20 protein-coding genes are annotated in these 15,954 nt (G+C 66.8%); 13 read left to right on the forward strand and 7 right to left on the reverse strand.

What is annotated here, in order from left to right; genetic code table 11:
- The first annotated feature begins 132 nt into the window (after positions 1-132).
- A complete protein-coding gene (locus ABE434_RS18590) occupies positions 133-1,338 on the forward strand; it encodes an RNA polymerase sigma factor (protein ID WP_346479848.1) in 1,206 nt (401 codons plus the stop codon).
- Between the two features lie 57 nt (positions 1,339-1,395).
- Here the strand turns inward: ABE434_RS18590 and ABE434_RS18595 are convergent, their stop codons facing one another.
- Positions 1,396-2,001, reverse strand: a complete 606-nt coding sequence (locus tag ABE434_RS18595; RefSeq protein WP_346479849.1) for an EF-hand domain-containing protein — start codon at positions 1,999-2,001, stop codon at positions 1,396-1,398.
- A gap of 154 nt (positions 2,002-2,155) precedes the next feature.
- Between ABE434_RS18595 and ABE434_RS18600 the strand changes: the two genes are divergently transcribed.
- The 3 genes from ABE434_RS18600 (at position 2,156) to ABE434_RS18610 (ending at position 4,557) form a co-directional block, all read left to right on the forward strand.
- On the forward strand, positions 2,156-2,911 hold the full coding sequence (locus ABE434_RS18600; RefSeq protein WP_346479850.1) for an arginyltransferase: 756 nt from the start codon (positions 2,156-2,158) through the stop codon (positions 2,909-2,911).
- 37 nt (positions 2,912-2,948) lie between these two features.
- Positions 2,949-4,154, forward strand: coding sequence for an endonuclease/exonuclease/phosphatase family protein (locus ABE434_RS18605; protein WP_346479851.1), 1,206 nt, complete (start codon positions 2,949-2,951; stop codon positions 4,152-4,154).
- A 166-nt stretch (positions 4,155-4,320) separates the two neighbouring features.
- Positions 4,321-4,557 (forward strand): hypothetical protein, encoded by a 237-nt coding sequence (locus tag ABE434_RS18610; RefSeq protein WP_176990068.1) that lies wholly within the window; start codon positions 4,321-4,323, stop codon positions 4,555-4,557.
- A gap of 36 nt (positions 4,558-4,593) precedes the next feature.
- Here the strand turns inward: ABE434_RS18610 and purT are convergent, their stop codons facing one another.
- Positions 4,594-5,784, reverse strand: a complete 1,191-nt coding sequence (gene purT, locus ABE434_RS18615) for a formate-dependent phosphoribosylglycinamide formyltransferase (protein ID WP_176990069.1) — start codon at positions 5,782-5,784, stop codon at positions 4,594-4,596.
- A 132-nt stretch (positions 5,785-5,916) separates the two neighbouring features.
- Here purT and ABE434_RS18620 point away from each other — a divergent pair, with 132 nt between their 5' ends.
- The 4 genes from ABE434_RS18620 to ABE434_RS18635 all read left to right on the forward strand — a co-directional run bounded on the left by ABE434_RS18620 (position 5,917) and on the right by ABE434_RS18635 (position 8,138).
- Positions 5,917-6,786 (forward strand): SPFH domain-containing protein, encoded by an 870-nt coding sequence (locus ABE434_RS18620; RefSeq protein WP_346479852.1) that lies wholly within the window; start codon positions 5,917-5,919, stop codon positions 6,784-6,786.
- A 51-nt stretch (positions 6,787-6,837) separates the two neighbouring features.
- Complete coding sequence (locus tag ABE434_RS18625) at positions 6,838-7,017, forward strand: hypothetical protein (RefSeq protein ID WP_046272204.1); 180 nt, start codon at positions 6,838-6,840, stop codon at positions 7,015-7,017.
- Positions 7,014-7,202 carry a DUF4177 domain-containing protein gene (locus ABE434_RS18630; RefSeq protein WP_346479853.1) on the forward strand — a complete coding sequence of 63 codons (189 nt, stop codon included), beginning with the start codon at positions 7,014-7,016 and terminating at the stop codon, positions 7,200-7,202. The genes ABE434_RS18625 and ABE434_RS18630 overlap by 4 nt, the downstream gene beginning before the upstream one ends.
- A 129-nt stretch (positions 7,203-7,331) precedes the next feature.
- Positions 7,332-8,138, forward strand: coding sequence for a M15 family metallopeptidase (locus tag ABE434_RS18635; protein ID WP_346479854.1), 807 nt, complete (start codon positions 7,332-7,334; stop codon positions 8,136-8,138).
- Between the two features lie 15 nt (positions 8,139-8,153).
- On the opposite strand, the gene ABE434_RS18640 is transcribed toward ABE434_RS18635, so the two are convergent.
- From ABE434_RS18640 to ABE434_RS18660, 5 genes are all read right to left on the reverse strand, one after another.
- Positions 8,154-8,828: a DNA-3-methyladenine glycosylase gene (locus ABE434_RS18640; protein WP_346479855.1), complete on the reverse strand. Its 675-nt coding sequence runs from the start codon at positions 8,826-8,828 to the stop codon at positions 8,154-8,156.
- Between the two features lies 1 nt (position 8,829).
- Positions 8,830-9,201: a DUF423 domain-containing protein gene (locus ABE434_RS18645; protein ID WP_088432118.1), complete on the reverse strand. Its 372-nt coding sequence runs from the start codon at positions 9,199-9,201 to the stop codon at positions 8,830-8,832.
- A 103-nt stretch (positions 9,202-9,304) separates the two neighbouring features.
- Positions 9,305-10,384 carry an SRPBCC family protein gene (locus ABE434_RS18650; protein WP_346479856.1) on the reverse strand — a complete coding sequence of 360 codons (1,080 nt, stop codon included), beginning with the start codon at positions 10,382-10,384 and terminating at the stop codon, positions 9,305-9,307.
- 312 nt (positions 10,385-10,696) lie between these two features.
- On the reverse strand, positions 10,697-11,338 hold the full coding sequence (locus ABE434_RS18655) for a response regulator transcription factor (protein WP_019184539.1): 642 nt from the start codon (positions 11,336-11,338) through the stop codon (positions 10,697-10,699).
- On the reverse strand, positions 11,338-12,534 hold the full coding sequence (locus ABE434_RS18660) for a sensor histidine kinase (RefSeq protein ID WP_346479857.1): 1,197 nt from the start codon (positions 12,532-12,534) through the stop codon (positions 11,338-11,340). The genes ABE434_RS18655 and ABE434_RS18660 overlap by 1 nt, the downstream gene beginning before the upstream one ends.
- Before the next feature lie 138 nt (positions 12,535-12,672).
- On the opposite strand from ABE434_RS18660, the gene ABE434_RS18665 reads away from it, so the two are divergent.
- From ABE434_RS18665 to ABE434_RS18685, 5 genes are read left to right on the forward strand one after another with little or no spacing between them, the layout of a single operon-like run.
- Positions 12,673-13,269: a GNAT family N-acetyltransferase gene (locus ABE434_RS18665; protein WP_179459506.1), complete on the forward strand. Its 597-nt coding sequence runs from the start codon at positions 12,673-12,675 to the stop codon at positions 13,267-13,269.
- A gap of 15 nt (positions 13,270-13,284) precedes the next feature.
- Positions 13,285-14,079, forward strand: coding sequence for a septum site-determining protein MinC (gene minC, locus ABE434_RS18670; protein WP_346479858.1), 795 nt, complete (start codon positions 13,285-13,287; stop codon positions 14,077-14,079).
- Between the two features lie 35 nt (positions 14,080-14,114).
- Positions 14,115-14,924: a septum site-determining protein MinD gene (minD, locus tag ABE434_RS18675; RefSeq protein WP_088432112.1), complete on the forward strand. Its 810-nt coding sequence runs from the start codon at positions 14,115-14,117 to the stop codon at positions 14,922-14,924.
- Between the two features lie 2 nt (positions 14,925-14,926).
- Positions 14,927-15,187, forward strand: a complete 261-nt coding sequence (gene minE, locus ABE434_RS18680) for a cell division topological specificity factor MinE (RefSeq protein WP_017355894.1) — start codon at positions 14,927-14,929, stop codon at positions 15,185-15,187.
- A 47-nt stretch (positions 15,188-15,234) separates the two neighbouring features.
- Positions 15,235-15,720, forward strand: a complete 486-nt coding sequence (locus tag ABE434_RS18685; RefSeq protein WP_346479859.1) for a hypothetical protein — start codon at positions 15,235-15,237, stop codon at positions 15,718-15,720.
- Positions 15,721-15,954: the final 234 nt, after the last annotated feature.

The following is a 15,954-nucleotide window of genomic DNA, read 5'->3' on the forward strand; positions in this document are numbered from 1 at the left end:
CGCGGGTGGGGGCCGGGGGGGCCCGCTCGTGGTGGGGGGTTCCGCCGCCCGGCCCCCCCCGCCCCCCCCCACTACCCGGTCACATTCCGGTCGAGGCATCGTCATACTCGGATCACCGCCGGGGAACGTGCCATGACGCATCCGCTGACCACTACGCTCGAACGCGAACTGCCCGCCGCCGCGGGCGGCTGCCAGCAGTCCTACGGGCGCATCGTGCTGGCCTGCCAGAACACGGTCACCGCGATCGCGCTGGCGATCACCCGCGACGTGCACGCCAGCGAGGACATCGCGCAGGAAGCCTTCATCAAGGCCTGGCAGCAGCTCAACCAGCTGCACAGCCATGCCAGCTTCCTGCCGTGGCTGCGCCAGATCACCCGCAACCTCGCCCGTGACTGGCTGCGCGCCAACCGCGGCCGGCCGCTGTCCGGCGAGGCCGCCGAGATCGCCATCAACATGGCCGCCGACCCCAGCCCGAGCGCCCCGGAGCACCTGCAGCGGGTGGAAGAGGAGCTGGCAGCGGAAGAGATCATCTCGGCGCTGCCCGAAGACAGCCGAGAGACGCTGCTGCTGTATTACCGCGAAGGCCAGAGCTCACAGCAGGTCGCCGACCTGCTCGGCCTCAGTGACGCCGCCGTGCGCAAGCGACTGTCACGCGCTCGCGCCACCGTACGCGAAGAGATGATGCGCCGGTTCAGCGAGTTCGCGCGCAGCAGCGCCCCGAGCGCTGCGTTCGCCACGACGGTGGTCTCGATGGTGCTGGTCGCCGCGCCCGGCACCGCCAGTGCCGCGATCCTGCTCGGCACCGGGCTGGGTACCAGCAAGCTCGGGCTGGGCGGTGCCAGTGTTTCCGGCGGTGCCGCCCTGGGCTCGTTGAGTGCAGCGGCCAGCCAGAGTCATGTCCTGCCGCCGGATTTCGCGTGGGGCGCGATCGCCGGCGGCGTGGTCGGGGGCGTGCTGGGCAGCTATCTCGGGGGTCGTTACCTGCTCTCGTACGCCGAGAACGAGGGCGAGCGAACCGCCATCCGCGGGTTCGTGCACTACAGCACCTTCACCGCGTTGGTGACCTGCGTGGCCGTGTTCGCCTTGAGCTTCCTGCCGCTGGCCTGGTACTGGCCCGTGGTGGCGTTGGCGATCGGCCTGTCCATGATCAACTATCAGTGTCTCGTTCCGCTGCAGCGGATCATGGCCCCGATGATCGCGCGCGATGCGGCGCGCCATGGACGCACCGGGCCGAACTGGAAATACGAGTCGCTGTACGGCCGCAAGGCGCTGTGGGTGATGAACCTGTTCGTGGTCGGCACCATCGTCTGGGCGATGTACAAGAACGGACGGCTCTGAAACAGAAAAGCGCCGGTCGATGACCGGCGCTTTTCTCGTGCAACACCTTCGTACCGCTTACTTCGCGGCCGGTGCCTTCGGCGGCATCGGCGGCTTGCCGTCGCGGTGCTTGCCATCGCGGTGATCGCCACGCGGGCCACCGAACGGGCCCTTGGCCGCGTCGAACTCGGCCTTGCTCAGCTGGCCGTCCTTGTTGGTGTCGGCCGCGGCGAACCATGCATCACGATGCTGCTTCATGCGCAGCTCGCGATCGGCCTTGTCCAGGTAACCATCCTTGTTGACGTCCATGGCATCGAAGCGCGCGGCCAGGCGCGGGTCGGCCTTGGCTTCCTCACGGCTGATCCGGCCATCCTTGTTGGTGTCCAGCTTGGCCATCCAGTCGCCATGCCCGCCCGGGCCACGCCCGTGGCGCTTGCCGTGCCAGCGCGGCAGTTCCTCGCGGGAGAGCTTGCCGTCCTTGTTGGCGTCCAGCGTGTCGAACTGCGCGGCCAGACGCGGGGCCTTCGCCGCTTCGGCGCGGTCGATGAAGCCATCGCCGTTGGTATCCAGCTTGGCGCGGGCGGGCTTGTCGCCGGCGGCGGGGGTATCGGCAGCGACCGCCAGGCCGGCAGCACCGGTGGACAGCAGCAGGGCCAGCAGCAGGAGGGAGGTGCGGTTGCGCATGGGTAACTCCGGTTCGTGAGGGAAACTGTGTGCGGTGCGTGGCACCCACACCGGTAACAACGCGTGGGCGCCAGCACCGTTGACAGCCCGGCCGGCCGTGTTCATTTGGCAGACAGTCGCGGCGGCTGCGACGGCACGGGGCTATGCTGTGGGCATGGCAATACACGGCGACCGCGACGACGAGCTGCGACTGTTCCAGACCGGCGACCACCCCTGTGGCTACTGGCCGGAACGGGCCGCGCGCGATCTGGTGCTCGATCCCAACGATCCGCGCCTGGGCACGCTGTACCCGATGGCGCTCGGCTGGGGCTTCCGCCGCTCCGGCGATCTGGTCTACCGCCCGCACTGCGTCGACTGCCACGCCTGCGTGGCCGTGCGCATCCCCGTGGCCCGCTTCGCACCGGACCGCAGCCAGCGCCGCTGCCTGGCCCGCAATGCCGATCTGGAAGTGCGGATCGTCGCGGCCGAGCAGACCGAAGAGCAGTTCGCGCTGTACCACCGCTACCTCACCCACCGCCACGCGCAGGGCGGCATGGACGAGCACGGCCCGCACGAGTTCGACCAGTTCCTGATCGGGCGCTGGTCGCAGGGCCGTTTCATCGAGATCCGCGGGCCGGCCGAGGATGGCCATCGCGGACCGCTGCTCGGGGTCGCCGTGACCGACGTGACCCCGCAGGGGCTCTCGGCGGTCTATACCTTCTTCGATCCGGACCAGGCCCATCGTGGCCTGGGCACCTTCGCGATCCTGCAGCAGATCGCCTGGGCCCACCGCGAGCACCTGCCGCACCTGTACCTGGGTTACTGGATCCGCGGCCACCGCAAGATGGACTACAAGCGCCGGTTCCGCCCACTGGAGGCCTATGACGGTCGCCGCTGGCACGCGTTCGACGACGAATCGGACGGCCGCTGACGCATCACTGACACCGCGACGGGTGCAGAATAGGCGGATGAAAGCCCATCCCCTGATCCTTGCCCTGGCCCTGCTCTGCGGCGCCTGCGCACAGACCCCTGCCAAGACCGCCGCCATGCCGGATCCCGCTTCCGCACCGCTGCGGATCGCCACCTACAACACCTCCCTGTACAGCGACGAGACCGGCGGCCTGATCGCCGAGCTCGAAGGCGACAGCGAACACGCGCGCAAGATCGCCGCCGTCCTGCAGCAGGTCCGCCCGGATCTGGTGCTGCTCAACGAGTTCGATTACGACGACGCCCATCGCGCCGCCGACCTGTTCCAGAAGCGCTACCTGGAATCCGCCCAGCCGGGCGGCGGCGAGCCGCTGCACTACGCCTATCGCTACCTCGCTCCGGTCAACACCGGCGTGCAGAGCGGCCTGGACCTGGACAACAACGGCGAGATCGGCGGCGAAGGCCGCGCCCGTGGCAACGATGCCTGGGGCTACGGCCTGCACCCGGGCCAGTACGGCATGCTGGTGCTGTCGCGCTACCCGATCGATGACGCCAAGGTCCGCAGCTTCCAGCTGCTGAAGTGGAGCGCGATGCCCGGCGCCCTGCGCCCGATCGACCCGCGCACCGGGAAATCCTTCTACAACGACCACGTCTGGTCCCAGCTGCGCCTGTCGTCCAAATCGCATTGGGATGTTCCGGTGAACACCCCGAACGGCACCGTGCACGCCCTGGTCTCGCACCCGACCCCGCCGGTCTTCGACGGCCCGGAAAAGCGCAACGCCGCCCGCAACCACGACGAACTGCGCCTCTGGCAGGACTACCTCAAGGACCGTGACACGTCGTGGCTGTGCGATGACCGTGGCCACTGCGGCGGCCTTCCGCAGGACGCACGCTTCGTCATCCTCGGCGACCTCAACAACGACCCGGTCGACGGCGACGGCCGCCACGAAGCGATCGTCGAACTGATCGAAAACGCCCGCGTCCTGCGCTACCCCACCCCGCGCAGCGTCGGCGCCGAGCAGACCAGCCTGGCCTATGCCGAGAAAGGCATCGTCCGCAAAGGCGCCCCCTTCCACGCCACCGGCGACTTCGGCCCCAAGTCCGGCACCATGCGCCTGGACTACGTCCTGCCCTCGGTCGGCTTCAGCTACATCGGCAGCGGCGTGTTCTGGCCCGCCAATGACAGCCCGGAAGCCAAGATTGCCGACGGCAGCGACCACCATCTGGTGTGGGTGGACGTGAAGTAACGCCTGCTTCGTTCTGAACGGAAAAACGGCGAGCCAAGGGCTCGTCGTTTTTTTTAATGCTCTACATCAAGGTGATGCAGGGCATGATGCATTGCCATCCCGTTGGCAGGGAGGCCGCGCTTGATGACAGAATGCGGACACCATCATTGCCGCAGGAAGCGCTCGGGTGCATCGAAACCTCGTCATGATTCTCGCTGTATCCGCGCTGCTCGCCGTGTTCATGATCGGCTGGCCTGGAATCGCCCTGCATGTCATTGCGTTTCCGATGATCGGCCTGCTTCCCGCGTGCGTGGCCTGGTACAAGGGGTACGGAGAAAAATTCGGGACGTGGTGGTTGTATGGCTCGGTGCTGGCGCCGATCGCCTTCATCCACGTCACCGTCCTGCCCTGGGCGCAACGCTGAGGCGATATTCCGCTTACTCAGCGATGCGCCGCACGCTCACGACGACCGCAATTCGATCCCGATAGCCTCAGCAGCCTCACGCGCAATCTTCCGCGCCTCGTCGATATCCGCGCCACGCGCCAACGTCACGCCCACCCGGCGATGCCCGTGCACGCTCGGCTTGCCGAACAGACGCAGCGCCGAATCCGGATGCACCAGCGCCGCCGCCACATTGCTGAAGAACGGCACGCCCTCGCCATGCGCCAGCATCGCGCACGACGCCGACGGACCGCTCTGGCGGATCACCGGGATCGGCAACCCCAGAATCGCCCGCGCATGCAGCGCGAACTCACTCAACTCCTGCGATGCCAACGTCACCAGGCCCGTGTCGTGCGGACGCGGCGACACCTCGCTGAACCACACCTCGTCGCCCTTCACGAACAACTCGACCCCGAACAGGCCCCAGCCGCCGAGCTCGTCGGTGATCGCCTGCGAAATCTCTTCCGCCCGCGCCAGCGCACGCGGCGACATCGGCTGCGGCTGCCAGCTCTCGCGGTAATCCCCGTCCTTCTGCCAATGCCCGATCGGCGCACAGAACGACGTCCCGCCCGCGTGGCGAACGGTCAGCAGGGTGATTTCGTACTCGAAATCGATGAAGCCCTCGACGATGCAGCGTCCGGCACCCGCACGGCCACCGGTCTGCGCGTACTCCCAGGCGGGCGCGATGTCCGCGTCCTGGCGCAACGTGCTCTGGCCTTTGCCCGAGGAGGACATCACCGGCTTGACCACGCACGGCAGACCGATCGCCGCCACGGCTGCACGGTACTCGGCGTCGGTATCGACGAAGCGGTACGGCGAGGTCGGCAGGCCCAGGGTCTCGGCGGCAAGCCGGCGGATGCCCTCGCGGTCCATGGTCAGGCGTGCCGCACGCGCGGTCGGCACCACGCGCAGGCCCTGCTCCTGTTCCAGCTGGACCAGCGTTTCGGTATGGATCGCCTCGATCTCCGGCACCACCAGGTGCGGCTTCTCCAGCGCGATCAACGCGCGCAGCGCCATCGCGTCGAGCATGTCGATCACGTGCGACCGGTGGGCCACCTGCATCGCCGGTGCGTTGGCGTAGCGGTCGGCAGCGATCACCTCCACCCCCAGGCGCTGCAGCTCGATGGCGACTTCCTTGCCGAGTTCGCCGGATCCCAGCAGCAGCACACGGGTGGCGGAAGGAGACAGCGGCGTACCGAGCGTGGACATGGCGGTGTTCCGGGCAACAGGGGCGGGAGGGCATTCTAGCCGCTGCGGCGGCCGCATGGCCGACCGGCCGGGCACTTGCAGGTTGATATCAATTTGATATCTTCCAACTCAACCACCCAAGGACGCCCTGCCATGAAAGAGAAGTCGATCCGCTCGCTGTCCGGCCTGCCCTTCCTGCTGCTGGTCCTGGCCCTGACCGCCGTGGCCGTGTGGATGTTCGTGGTGGGTGTGGACAAGGGAAACCGCAATCCGGCACTGATCGTCGGCAGCCTGGTGCTGGCCACCACCGCCCTGCTCAGCCTGGTCGGCCTGTACACCGTGCAGCCCAACCAGGCCATCGTGGTCAGCCTGTTCGGCAAGTACGTCGGCACCGTGAAGGAGAACGGCCTGCGCTGGAACAACCCGTTCTTCACCAAGGTCAAGGTGAGCCAGCGCGTGCGCAACTTCGAAAGCGGCAAGCTCAAGGTCAACGAACTCGATGGCAGTCCGATCGAGATTGCCGCGGTGATCGTGTGGCAGGTGGTGGATGCGTCCGAGGCCGTCTACAACGTGGACGATTACGAGAGCTTCGTGCACATCCAGTCCGAATCGGCGCTGCGCGCGATGGCCACCAGCTACCCCTACGACCAGCACGAGGAAGGCCAGCTGTCGCTGCGCAGCCATGCGGCCGAGATCTCGCAGCACCTCAAGGACGAGCTGGCCGAGCGCCTGGCCGATGCCGGCGTGCAGGTGATCGATGCGCGCATCAGCCACCTCGCCTATGCACCGGAAATTGCCCAGGCCATGCTGCAGCGCCAGCAGGCGAACGCCGTCATCGCTGCACGCACGCGTATCGTCGCTGGTGCGGTCGGCATGGTTGAGATGGCCCTGGCCGAACTGCAGAAGAACGGCGTGGTCCAGCTCGATGAGGAGCGCAAGGCGCACATGGTGAGCAACCTGTTGACCGTACTGTGTTCGGACCGTGGCACCCAGCCGGTGGTCAACGCCGGCTCGCTGTATTGATGCACCCGCGGCGCCGAGGGGACGGCACGCGCTGTTGATAAAGGACCCCGCATGACCGAAAAGAAAGCGTACCCGCTGCGTATCAATGCCGATGTCCTGGCGGCGGCGCAGCGCTGGGCCGACGACGAGCTGCGCAGCCTCAATGCGCAGATCGAATACGTGCTGCGTGATGCACTGCGCAAGGCCGGACGCCTTCCCAGACCCACCACCGACAAGGAGAGCAAGTCATGAGCAGGCGCTGGAGCTATCTCACCGTTGAAGTGAAGCCCAACCTGATGGGGATCGTCAAAGCCGAGCAGATCCAGGATGAACTGACCAAGCAGGGCCAGCTGGGCTGGGAGCTGGTCAACGCGATCAGCCTGGTGTCGGCACCTCCCTTCACGACGTCGGTGCTGATCTTCAAGAAGGGGGCATGACGTGAGTGCACCTCACCCCTTCGAGGTTGCCCCGGCACCGCCCTGGTGATCAGCCCGGAGCGTCCACGCGCGCTGCTGGAGGCGCTGCAGGCGCTGGCCGGACCGCCGGGCGCGCACTAAGCTGGTGGCATGCGTAGATCCCCTGCCCTGCTGATCAACACCGCCGAGATCGAACTCTGGCCCGGCGGCCTGCTGCGTGCGCGCAGCTCCGCCGACGCGCGCGCCCTGGCCCGTGCGCAGTGGGTGCTGCGGCGCAAGCGCGATGGCCGCTACCTCGCCGTCGCCACATCGCAGGGCGTCCTGCCCCTGGTGCCACGCCTGATGCGCGAGCCGGGGATTGAAGCGGCACTGGACGCACTCGACCGCCAGCTGCTGGATCGCCGCCGCGGCAGCGCGCCCGACGCGGTGCTGCCCCTGAGCGGCCTGCAGGATCGCCTCGAGACCCTCGGAATTGATGCCGATGCCTACGAAGCCGCGACCGGTCTGGCGCTGGAAGCCGAACCGACCCAGCTGCACCTGGCCGGTTTCGACCGCTACCGTCGCCCCCTGTGGCTGCACCGCGACGCTGCCCGAGGCTGGCAACGCCTGCGCCAGCAGGCCGCCGCCGATGGCATCGCCCTGGATGCGATCTCCGGCTACCGCAGCCACGATTACCAGCTCGGCATCTTCGCGCGCAAACGCGACCGCGGGCTGGGCGTGGAGGACATCCTGAAGGTCAATGCCGCGCCGGGCTACAGCGAGCACCACAGCGGTTACGCGCTGGATATCGGCACGCCGGGCGAACCGCCGGCCGAAGAATCGTTCGAATCCACGGCGGCCTTCGCCTGGCTGGGCGAGCATGCAGGGCGCTTCGGGTTCCAGCTGAGCTACCCGCGCGACAACCCGCACGGCATCGTCTACGAACCGTGGCACTGGTGCTGGCGGCAGCCCCGCTGATGACTCCGTGCTGCCTCAGTCCTGCGAGCGGTTGGTCGTCGCCTTCGGATCCACGGTGAAATCGGCGATCCGCCACAGGTACAGGCTGGCGTAGGTCCGGAACGGCCCCCACTTCTCGCCGCGGGCAAGCAGCTCCTTGGGGCTCGGCATCCGCTCGGCCTTGTCCACGCGCTGCGCGCCCTTGCGGACCCCCAGGTCGTCGACCGGCAGGATGTCCGGGCGGCCGAGCCGGAACATCAACATCATTTCCGCCGTCCAGCGGCCGATGCCGCGGATCGGCACCAGGGCGTCGATGATCGCGTCGTGGTCCATCACCGACATCCGGCGGAGGTCGGGAATCTCGCCGGCCGCCTCGCGCCGCGCGAGGTCGCGCAGCGCCAGCGCCTTGTTGCCCGAGACACCGCACACCCGCAGCCCCGGATCGTCGATGCGCGACAGCGTATCGGCATGCAGCCGGCTGCTCCCGATCGCGGTTTCCACCCGCCCCACGATGGTCGAGGCGGCCTTGCCGCTGAGCTGCTGGAACAGGATCGCCCGCGCCAGCGCATCGACCGGGTCAAAGCTCTTCGCCCAGCCCGGCTGCGCCTGGATCGGGCCGAGCCGCTTCATCCACGTACCCAGCCGACGGTCGCGCCGGCTCAGCCAGTCATGGGCTTCATCGACATCGAAGCCGCGGCGGTAACGGGGCATGTCAGCGCCTCAGGGCATTCAGGCCGTAGGCCAGCCAGCCCACCATCAGGGCGGTGCCACCGACCGGCGCCAACTGGGTGCTGAGCTTCCACAGTGCGCCAGCCACCAGGCTGCCGGAGAACAGCAACGTGCCGATCAGCAGGACATACAGGGCCAGCCGGCCTAGGGTGTTCTGCTGGGTGGGACCAAGCACCGCCAGCGCCACGCCATGCCCGAACGCGTACAGCGCCGCGGTGGTCACATGCGACTGCGCCTGTGGATCGGCGATGCCATGCGAGGCGTAAGCGGACAGGCCGACCGCGGTGGCCGCCAGCAGGCCGCCCAGGCCGGCCAGCAGGGAGGGTTTGCGCGTGCGTCGTTCCAGGTTGAGCATGCTTGCGTCCTTCAGACAGTGCCCCGCTGCCGGAGCCAAAAAAAAACGCGCCGCAGGAAGCGGCGCGTTTCAGGTCGTGCGTTACATCACGGCAACCGTCGGATTACTTGACGGCCCAGTAGATGTCGTACGTGCCTTCTGGAGTGAACGACTTTTCCACGCCGTCCTTCCAGGACTCGTACGGACGGTCGATCACTTCGTTGCCGCCGGTCACCGACCACGCACGCAGGGCGTTGCGGGCGATGTCCAGGCCGGCCATGTGGCCGGTGTAGGCCGCGTGGGCCGAGCGGTGCGGAGCAACATGCACGTACTTGACCGGTGCACCACCGTCGATCTTCACCGTCAGGGCTTCGGCAGTCGCGCCTTCAGCACCCTTCTTCTTGACCGGCTGGGCCACGTCGAAGGCGTACTTCTCGGCGCCGAAATCGGTGGTGATGATGCGGAACGGACCGGCGGCTTCGAGGTTGTTGGCCTCCATGACGCGCTTGATCCACTCCTGGTTGTCCTTGATGGACTTGGTGATGGTCTCCTGGCCGCGATCCACGTTGCCGGCGGTGACGACCAGCAGGTCCTCGGCCGGGACGTCCACGATGGCCAGATCGGTCAGCGGGGCTTCGGCGGTGCGGTAGTCCACGTTCGGCACGGTGGCCAGCATGTTGGCCATACGCGACAGACCCAGCTTCAGGTCGTCACCGGCGTGACGGCTGACGTACAGGCCCGCGTAACGACCGAACAGGTTGAAACCGTACTTGACGCTGTAGTCCTGCGTGATCTTGACGTTGCGGCCACCCTTGCCGGTCGGCTCCAAGGTGAAGTTGGTCACCTTGTCGTGACCCTTGCTCTCGTCTTCGATGGCGATCGCAACGTGCTTGTTCTGCTCGGACTCGGTGATCACCCAGCTACCCTGGCCCAAGGAACCTTCCTTGGAGGTGTAGTCCAGGCGTGCGCCGACGCCGGCAGCCGGGCCGGAGTGCTTCAGTTCAACGGCGGGATCGCGCAGCAAGAGCGGGTTCCAGTCCTTGAAGCGGCGCAGGCTGTTGACCGTGTCGAACACGATCGTCATCTTGCGGTTGGTCTCGATGCTTTCGGAAATATGGCGCTCGCCCGGCAGACATACGCCAATGATGACGAACAGGCCAGCCACGATCCCCAAGGCGATCAGGAACTCGATAATACGGGTCATTCAGGAGTCTCCGGGGCCGATCCCACGGCCGGGTTGATTGAAGCGAAGCGCCAATCCTAGCAGGCTTCGCCGGTGTTGTTGATCAGGGTTGGCACACCGGTTTCCATGTCGGCAGCGGTTTTGCATAGACAAGGAGCGGAAAGATAACGCATCGCGCGCGTCAGCACGTAGCGGATGGAGAATATTTCTTTGCCGGATTCGGCCGCCGGGCTCGAAAACACCCCTGTATCGCTTGCGCTGCAAGGGTTTCAAGGATTTCAGAAAATACTCGGCAGCGGCGGCCACCCGAAGGTCTCCGCCGGCCCGCCAGGCTCAGACCAGCTGCAGCTCGAAGGCCTTGAGCACCGCCCGGGTGCGGTCGCGCACGCCCAGCTTGGAGAGGATGTTGGACACGTGGTTCTTGATGGTGCCCTCGGCCACGCCCAGTGAATTGGCGATCTCCTTGTTCGAGAAGCCGCTGGCCATCAGCCGCAGGATCTCGGTCTCACGGTCGGTCAACGGATCCGGCCGGTCCAGGCTCACGAACTCGTTGCGCATGTGCTCCAGGCCCGACAGCAGGCGCTGGGTGACCGCCGGCTGCACCAGCGAGCCGCCGTCGGCCACGGTCCGGATCGCGCCCACCAGCTGGTCCAGGGTCACATCCTTGAGGAGGTAGCCCTTGGCGCCGGCCTTGAGCCCGGCCAGCACCAGCTGGTCGTCATCGAAGGTGGTCAGGATGATGGTCGGCGGCAGCTGGTTCAGCCGCGACAGCATCTGCAGCGCTTCCAGGCCGGACATGACCGGCATGCGCATGTCCATCAGCACCACGTCCGGGCGGACCTGCGGAACCACCTCGACTGCCTGGCGGCCATCGGCGGCCTCGGCGACCACCTCGATGCCGTCATCCAGCGCCAGCAGCGAGCGGATTCCCTGCCGCACCAGGGTTTGGTCGTCGACCAGGCAGACGCGAATCATCAACGCACTCCTTCAATGACAGCGGTCAGCATCAATACTGGCACGCCGGGCACCGAGGCACGAAGGCGGAAGCCCTGTCCCCGGCGGGTTTCGATCTGCAGCTCACCACCGCATTGTTGCAGGCGCTCGCGCATCCCGCGCAACCCGTTGCCGACCACGATCCCGTCGGCGCCCACCCCGTCATCATGCGCTTCCAGCACCACGACGCCCGGCGGCTCGCGCCGGACCTTGATCCACAGGTTGCGCGCGCCGGCATGGCGCACCGCATTGGTGATGATTTCCTGGGTGCAGCGCAGCAGCACGTGGGCGCGCTCGGGGTCTTCCACGCTCAGCGGCTCGTCGATGTCCAGGTGGATCTCCAGCGAGGGCACCTGCTCGGTCAGCGGCCGCAGGGCGGCGGCCAGATCGATCGCCCCGCTGTCGCGCAGCTGGCTGACCGCCTCGCGCACATCGGTCAGCAGCAGCTTGGCCAGGGTGTGGGCTTGATGCACGTGCTCCTGGGCCTGGCCCTCGGTGATGTGGCCGGCCACTTCCAGATTCAGGCTGAGGGCGGTCAGGTGGTGGCCCAGCAGGTCGTGCAGCTCGCGCGAGATGCGCGTGCGTTCGTTGACCCGGGCGCTCTCGGCCAGCAGCACGCGGGTGGCGCGCAGCTCCGTGTTGAGCCGCCGCTGCTCTTCCCGGGCATCGGTCTGCTGGCGCGCGACCAGGCTGGTCACGAAGATGAACATGGAGAAGCCGCCATACAGCAGCGACTGCATCACCGCCTCGAACAGCGAGAAGTTCAGGATCAGGTAGTAGACCGGCAGCACCGCCAGCTGGCTGAGCAGCAGCCAGATCACCCCACCGCGTACCGGCAGCATCCACGGGATGACGCCGGCGGCGACCATCATCAGGATGCTTCCCAGGCCCGAGCCGCTCAGGTAGCTCACGCCCAGCGCCGAGGTGGTGAGCAGCACCAGCATCACCCGGTCGTACCAGCGCGAGTGGCCGCCGTTGCGCAGCCCGCGGGTCAGCCAGAAGTAGCCGGCGCCGAAAGCCAGGTAGGCGACGAACAGCCACAGCGCCCAGGCATCGACGCCACCGCCGCGGCGCAGCAGTGCTTCGTACTGTGAATAAACCAGAGGGAGTCCGACCATGACCCAGGTGAACAGGCCGGCCAGTCGCAGTACTCGGGTGTGGCTGAGGTATCCCAACATGGACGCATAGTAGGCTGAACCTGTTCCCCTGCACTCCCACAGAAGTCATGCCTGTCGGCTCGCGGGGGGAAGCCACCCATGCAATAATCGGACCGAGGGCCCCTCGATGGGCCAACCGCGTTACCCCACGGAGTCACAATGTCGATTGTCATCCGCGACGTGCGCGAGCACGAGCTCGATTCCGTCCTGGCCCTGAACAACAATGCCGGCCTGGCCATCCTGCCGTTGGATGCCGCCCGCCTGCGTCTGTTCTATGAAAGCGCTGAGTATTTCCGCGTCGCCGAGCGCGACGGCAACCTGGCCGGTTTCCTGATCGGCTTCGGCAGCGACAGCCAGCACGACAGCAGCAACTTCGCCTGGTTCAAGCAGCAGCTGGGCAGCAAATTCTTCTATATCGACCGCATCGTGGTCGCCAGCCGCCGTCGCGGCGGTGGCGTCGGCCGTGCGTTCTATGCCGATGCACAGAGCTACGCCGAGCTGCGCTACCCGCAGCTGACCTGCGAGGTCTTCCTGGATCACGGTGCCGATGCCGCCCTGCTCTTCCACGGCAGCTTCGGCTTCCGCGAGGTCGGCCAGAACAACATGGCCCACGTCGATGTGCGCGCCAGCATGCTGCTCAAGGACCTGTGCAGTTACCAGTGGGTGCACGACACCTACGGCGACCAGTTGCCGGATGTGCCCTGGGTGGGCCATCGCCGCGAGCCGCTGCGCGTCCAGCAGCAGACGGGGACCTGATCGGTGGCGGCGAACATGGATTTTGAACAGGCCGGTGAACTGAAGATCGGCCAGGTCGGCATCGCCAACCTGCGTATCCGCACCCTCGACGTCGAACGCCTCACCCGTGAAATGCAGGAACGCGTCGCGCGTGCCCCGAAGCTGTTCGGGCGGGCCGCGGTCATCCTGGATTTCGGCGGGCTCAGCAGGATGCCCGACGTGGCCACCGCCAAGGCGCTGCTGGATGGCCTGCGCAAGGCCGGCGTGCTGCCGGTCGCGCTGGCCTACGGCACCACCGAAACCGACCTGCTCTCCCAGCAGCTCGGCCTGCCGCTGCTGGCCAAGTTCCGCGCCCAGTACGAACGCGCCGAGGCCGAGCCGGCCGCCGCGCCTGCCCGGGCGCCTGCGCCGGTGGCCGAGCCGCCGCGCCGCGCGCGCGCCGCCGCTGCCGCCGTACCTGCAGCGCCCGCGCCCAGCGCCGTCGCCACCGGTGCCGCGCCCAAACCCGGTCGCATGCAGACCAGCAATGTCCGTTCGGGGCAGCAGCTGTATGCGGAAAACTGCGACCTGACCGTCATGGCCACCGTCGGCGCGGGCGCCGAAGTGATCGCCGACGGCAGCATCCACATCTACGGTACGTTGCGGGGCCGTGCCCTGGCAGGTGCCCAAGGCAACACCACGGCGCGTATTTTCTGCCGTGAATTCCACGCTGAACTGGTCGCCATTGCCGGCCACTACAAGGTACTGGACGATGTCCCGGACTCCCTGCGCGGCAAGGCCGTGCAGGTGTGGCTGGAACAGGACCAGATCAAGATCGCTGCGCTGGACTGACGCAGCCCCCAAACAGAAGAATCAGGAGAAATCCTTTGGCTGAAATCATCGTAGTCACCTCCGGCAAGGGCGGCGTCGGCAAAACCACCAGCAGCGCCAGCCTGGCCTGTGGGTTGGCGCGTCGTGGAAAAAAGGTGGCGGTGATCGACTTCGACGTCGGCCTGCGCAACCTGGACCTGATCATGGGCTGCGAGCGCCGCGTGGTGTACGACTTCGTCAATGTCGTGCACGGCGAAGCCACTCTCAAGCAGGCCCTGATCAAGGACAAGCGCTTCGACAACCTGTACGTGCTGGCTGCCTCGCAGACCCGCGACAAGGACGCGCTGACCCAGGAAGGCGTGCGCAAGGTGCTCGACGATCTCATCGCCGACGGCTTCGAATACGTCATCTGCGACTCCCCGGCCGGCATCGAGAAGGGTGCATTCCTGGCGATGTACTACGCCGACCGTGCGGTCGTGGTGGTGAATCCGGAAGTGTCCTCGGTGCGCGACTCGGACCGCATCATCGGTCTGCTCGATTCGAAGACCCACAAGGCCGAATCCGGCAAGAACGTGCCGGCCTTCCTGTTGCTCACGCGCTACAGCCCGGTTCGGGTGGAAAGCGGCGAAATGCTCAGCATCACCGACGTGGAAGAAGTGCTGGGCCTGAAGGCCATTGGCGTGGTGCCCGAGTCGGGCGACGTGCTCAATGCGTCCAACAAGGGTGAACCGGTCATTCTGGACCCCGAATCGGCGGCGGGCCAGGCATACGAAGATGCGGTGGGCCGCATCCTTGGCGAAGAGCGTCCGATGCGCTTCACCACCGTGGAGAAGAAAGGCTTCTTCAGCAAGCTGTTCGGAGGGTAAGCATGGGACTGTTCGATTTCCTGAACCGAAAGAAGACCACTGCCGAAACGGCCAAGAACCGCCTGCAGATCATCATCGCGCAGGAACGCAGCCACCGCGGCGGCCCGGACTACCTGCCCCTGCTGCAGCGCGAGCTGCTGGAAGTGATCAAGAAGTACGTCAACATCGACGCTGATGCGGTCAAGGTCGATCTGGTCAAGGACGGTGAGCACGACGTGCTCGATATCTCCGTCGCCTTGCCGGAAGGCCCGCAGCAGCCCTGATCAACATCGCCCCTTCCGGACCGGAAGGGGCGGTTGAGCGGTAACCCATGAACGACGCTGCCCCCAACGCCGAACCGCAGGTCACCCGCGTCGGCGATATCCGTTTCGACGATGCCCATGCCCTGCTCGCCGCCCACGATCTGCACCTGCATCGTGTGGCCGAGGGCGCGCCGATTCCGGGCAGCTATTGGGGCGAACCCGAGGCCGGCATCATCGGCAGCGACGTGTATGTCCGCGATGACACGCCGGTGCACTCGATGCTGCACGAAGCCTGCCACCTGATCGTGCTGCCGCCGGAGCGGCGTGCGCTGGTGCATACCGATGCCACCGATTCGGTGCCCGAAGAAGACGCCACCTGTTACCTGCAGATCGTGCTGGCCGGCAGACTGGCCGGTGTCGGCAGTGCGCGGTTGATGGCCGACATGGATGCGTGGGGGTATACGTATCGGTTGGGGTCTACGCAGGCGTGGTTCGAGCAGGATGCGGAAGATGCAAAGGCGTGGTTGGTCGAACGCGGCCTTCTTGCGGCGTAAATCCGCACGTGCGGTCAGTCCTGGGCGCGTGGCGACGCGCCAATCACATAGGCGCCTGGAGGTTCACTCGGCGCGGTTCGAGCAGGATGCGGAAGATGCAAAGGCGTGGTTGGTCGAACGCGGCCTTCTTGCTGCTTGAATCTGCAGGCGCGGTCATTCCCGGCGGCCTTGATCCCCGGTAGTGGCGGGCCCCGGCGCCCCGCCCCCCGGCACACAGCCAGACCCCCACGGGGG

This window comes from Stenotrophomonas sp. TWI1183 (genome assembly GCF_039673115.1).
Lineage (GTDB): Bacteria > Pseudomonadota > Gammaproteobacteria > Xanthomonadales > Xanthomonadaceae > Stenotrophomonas > Stenotrophomonas maltophilia_AA.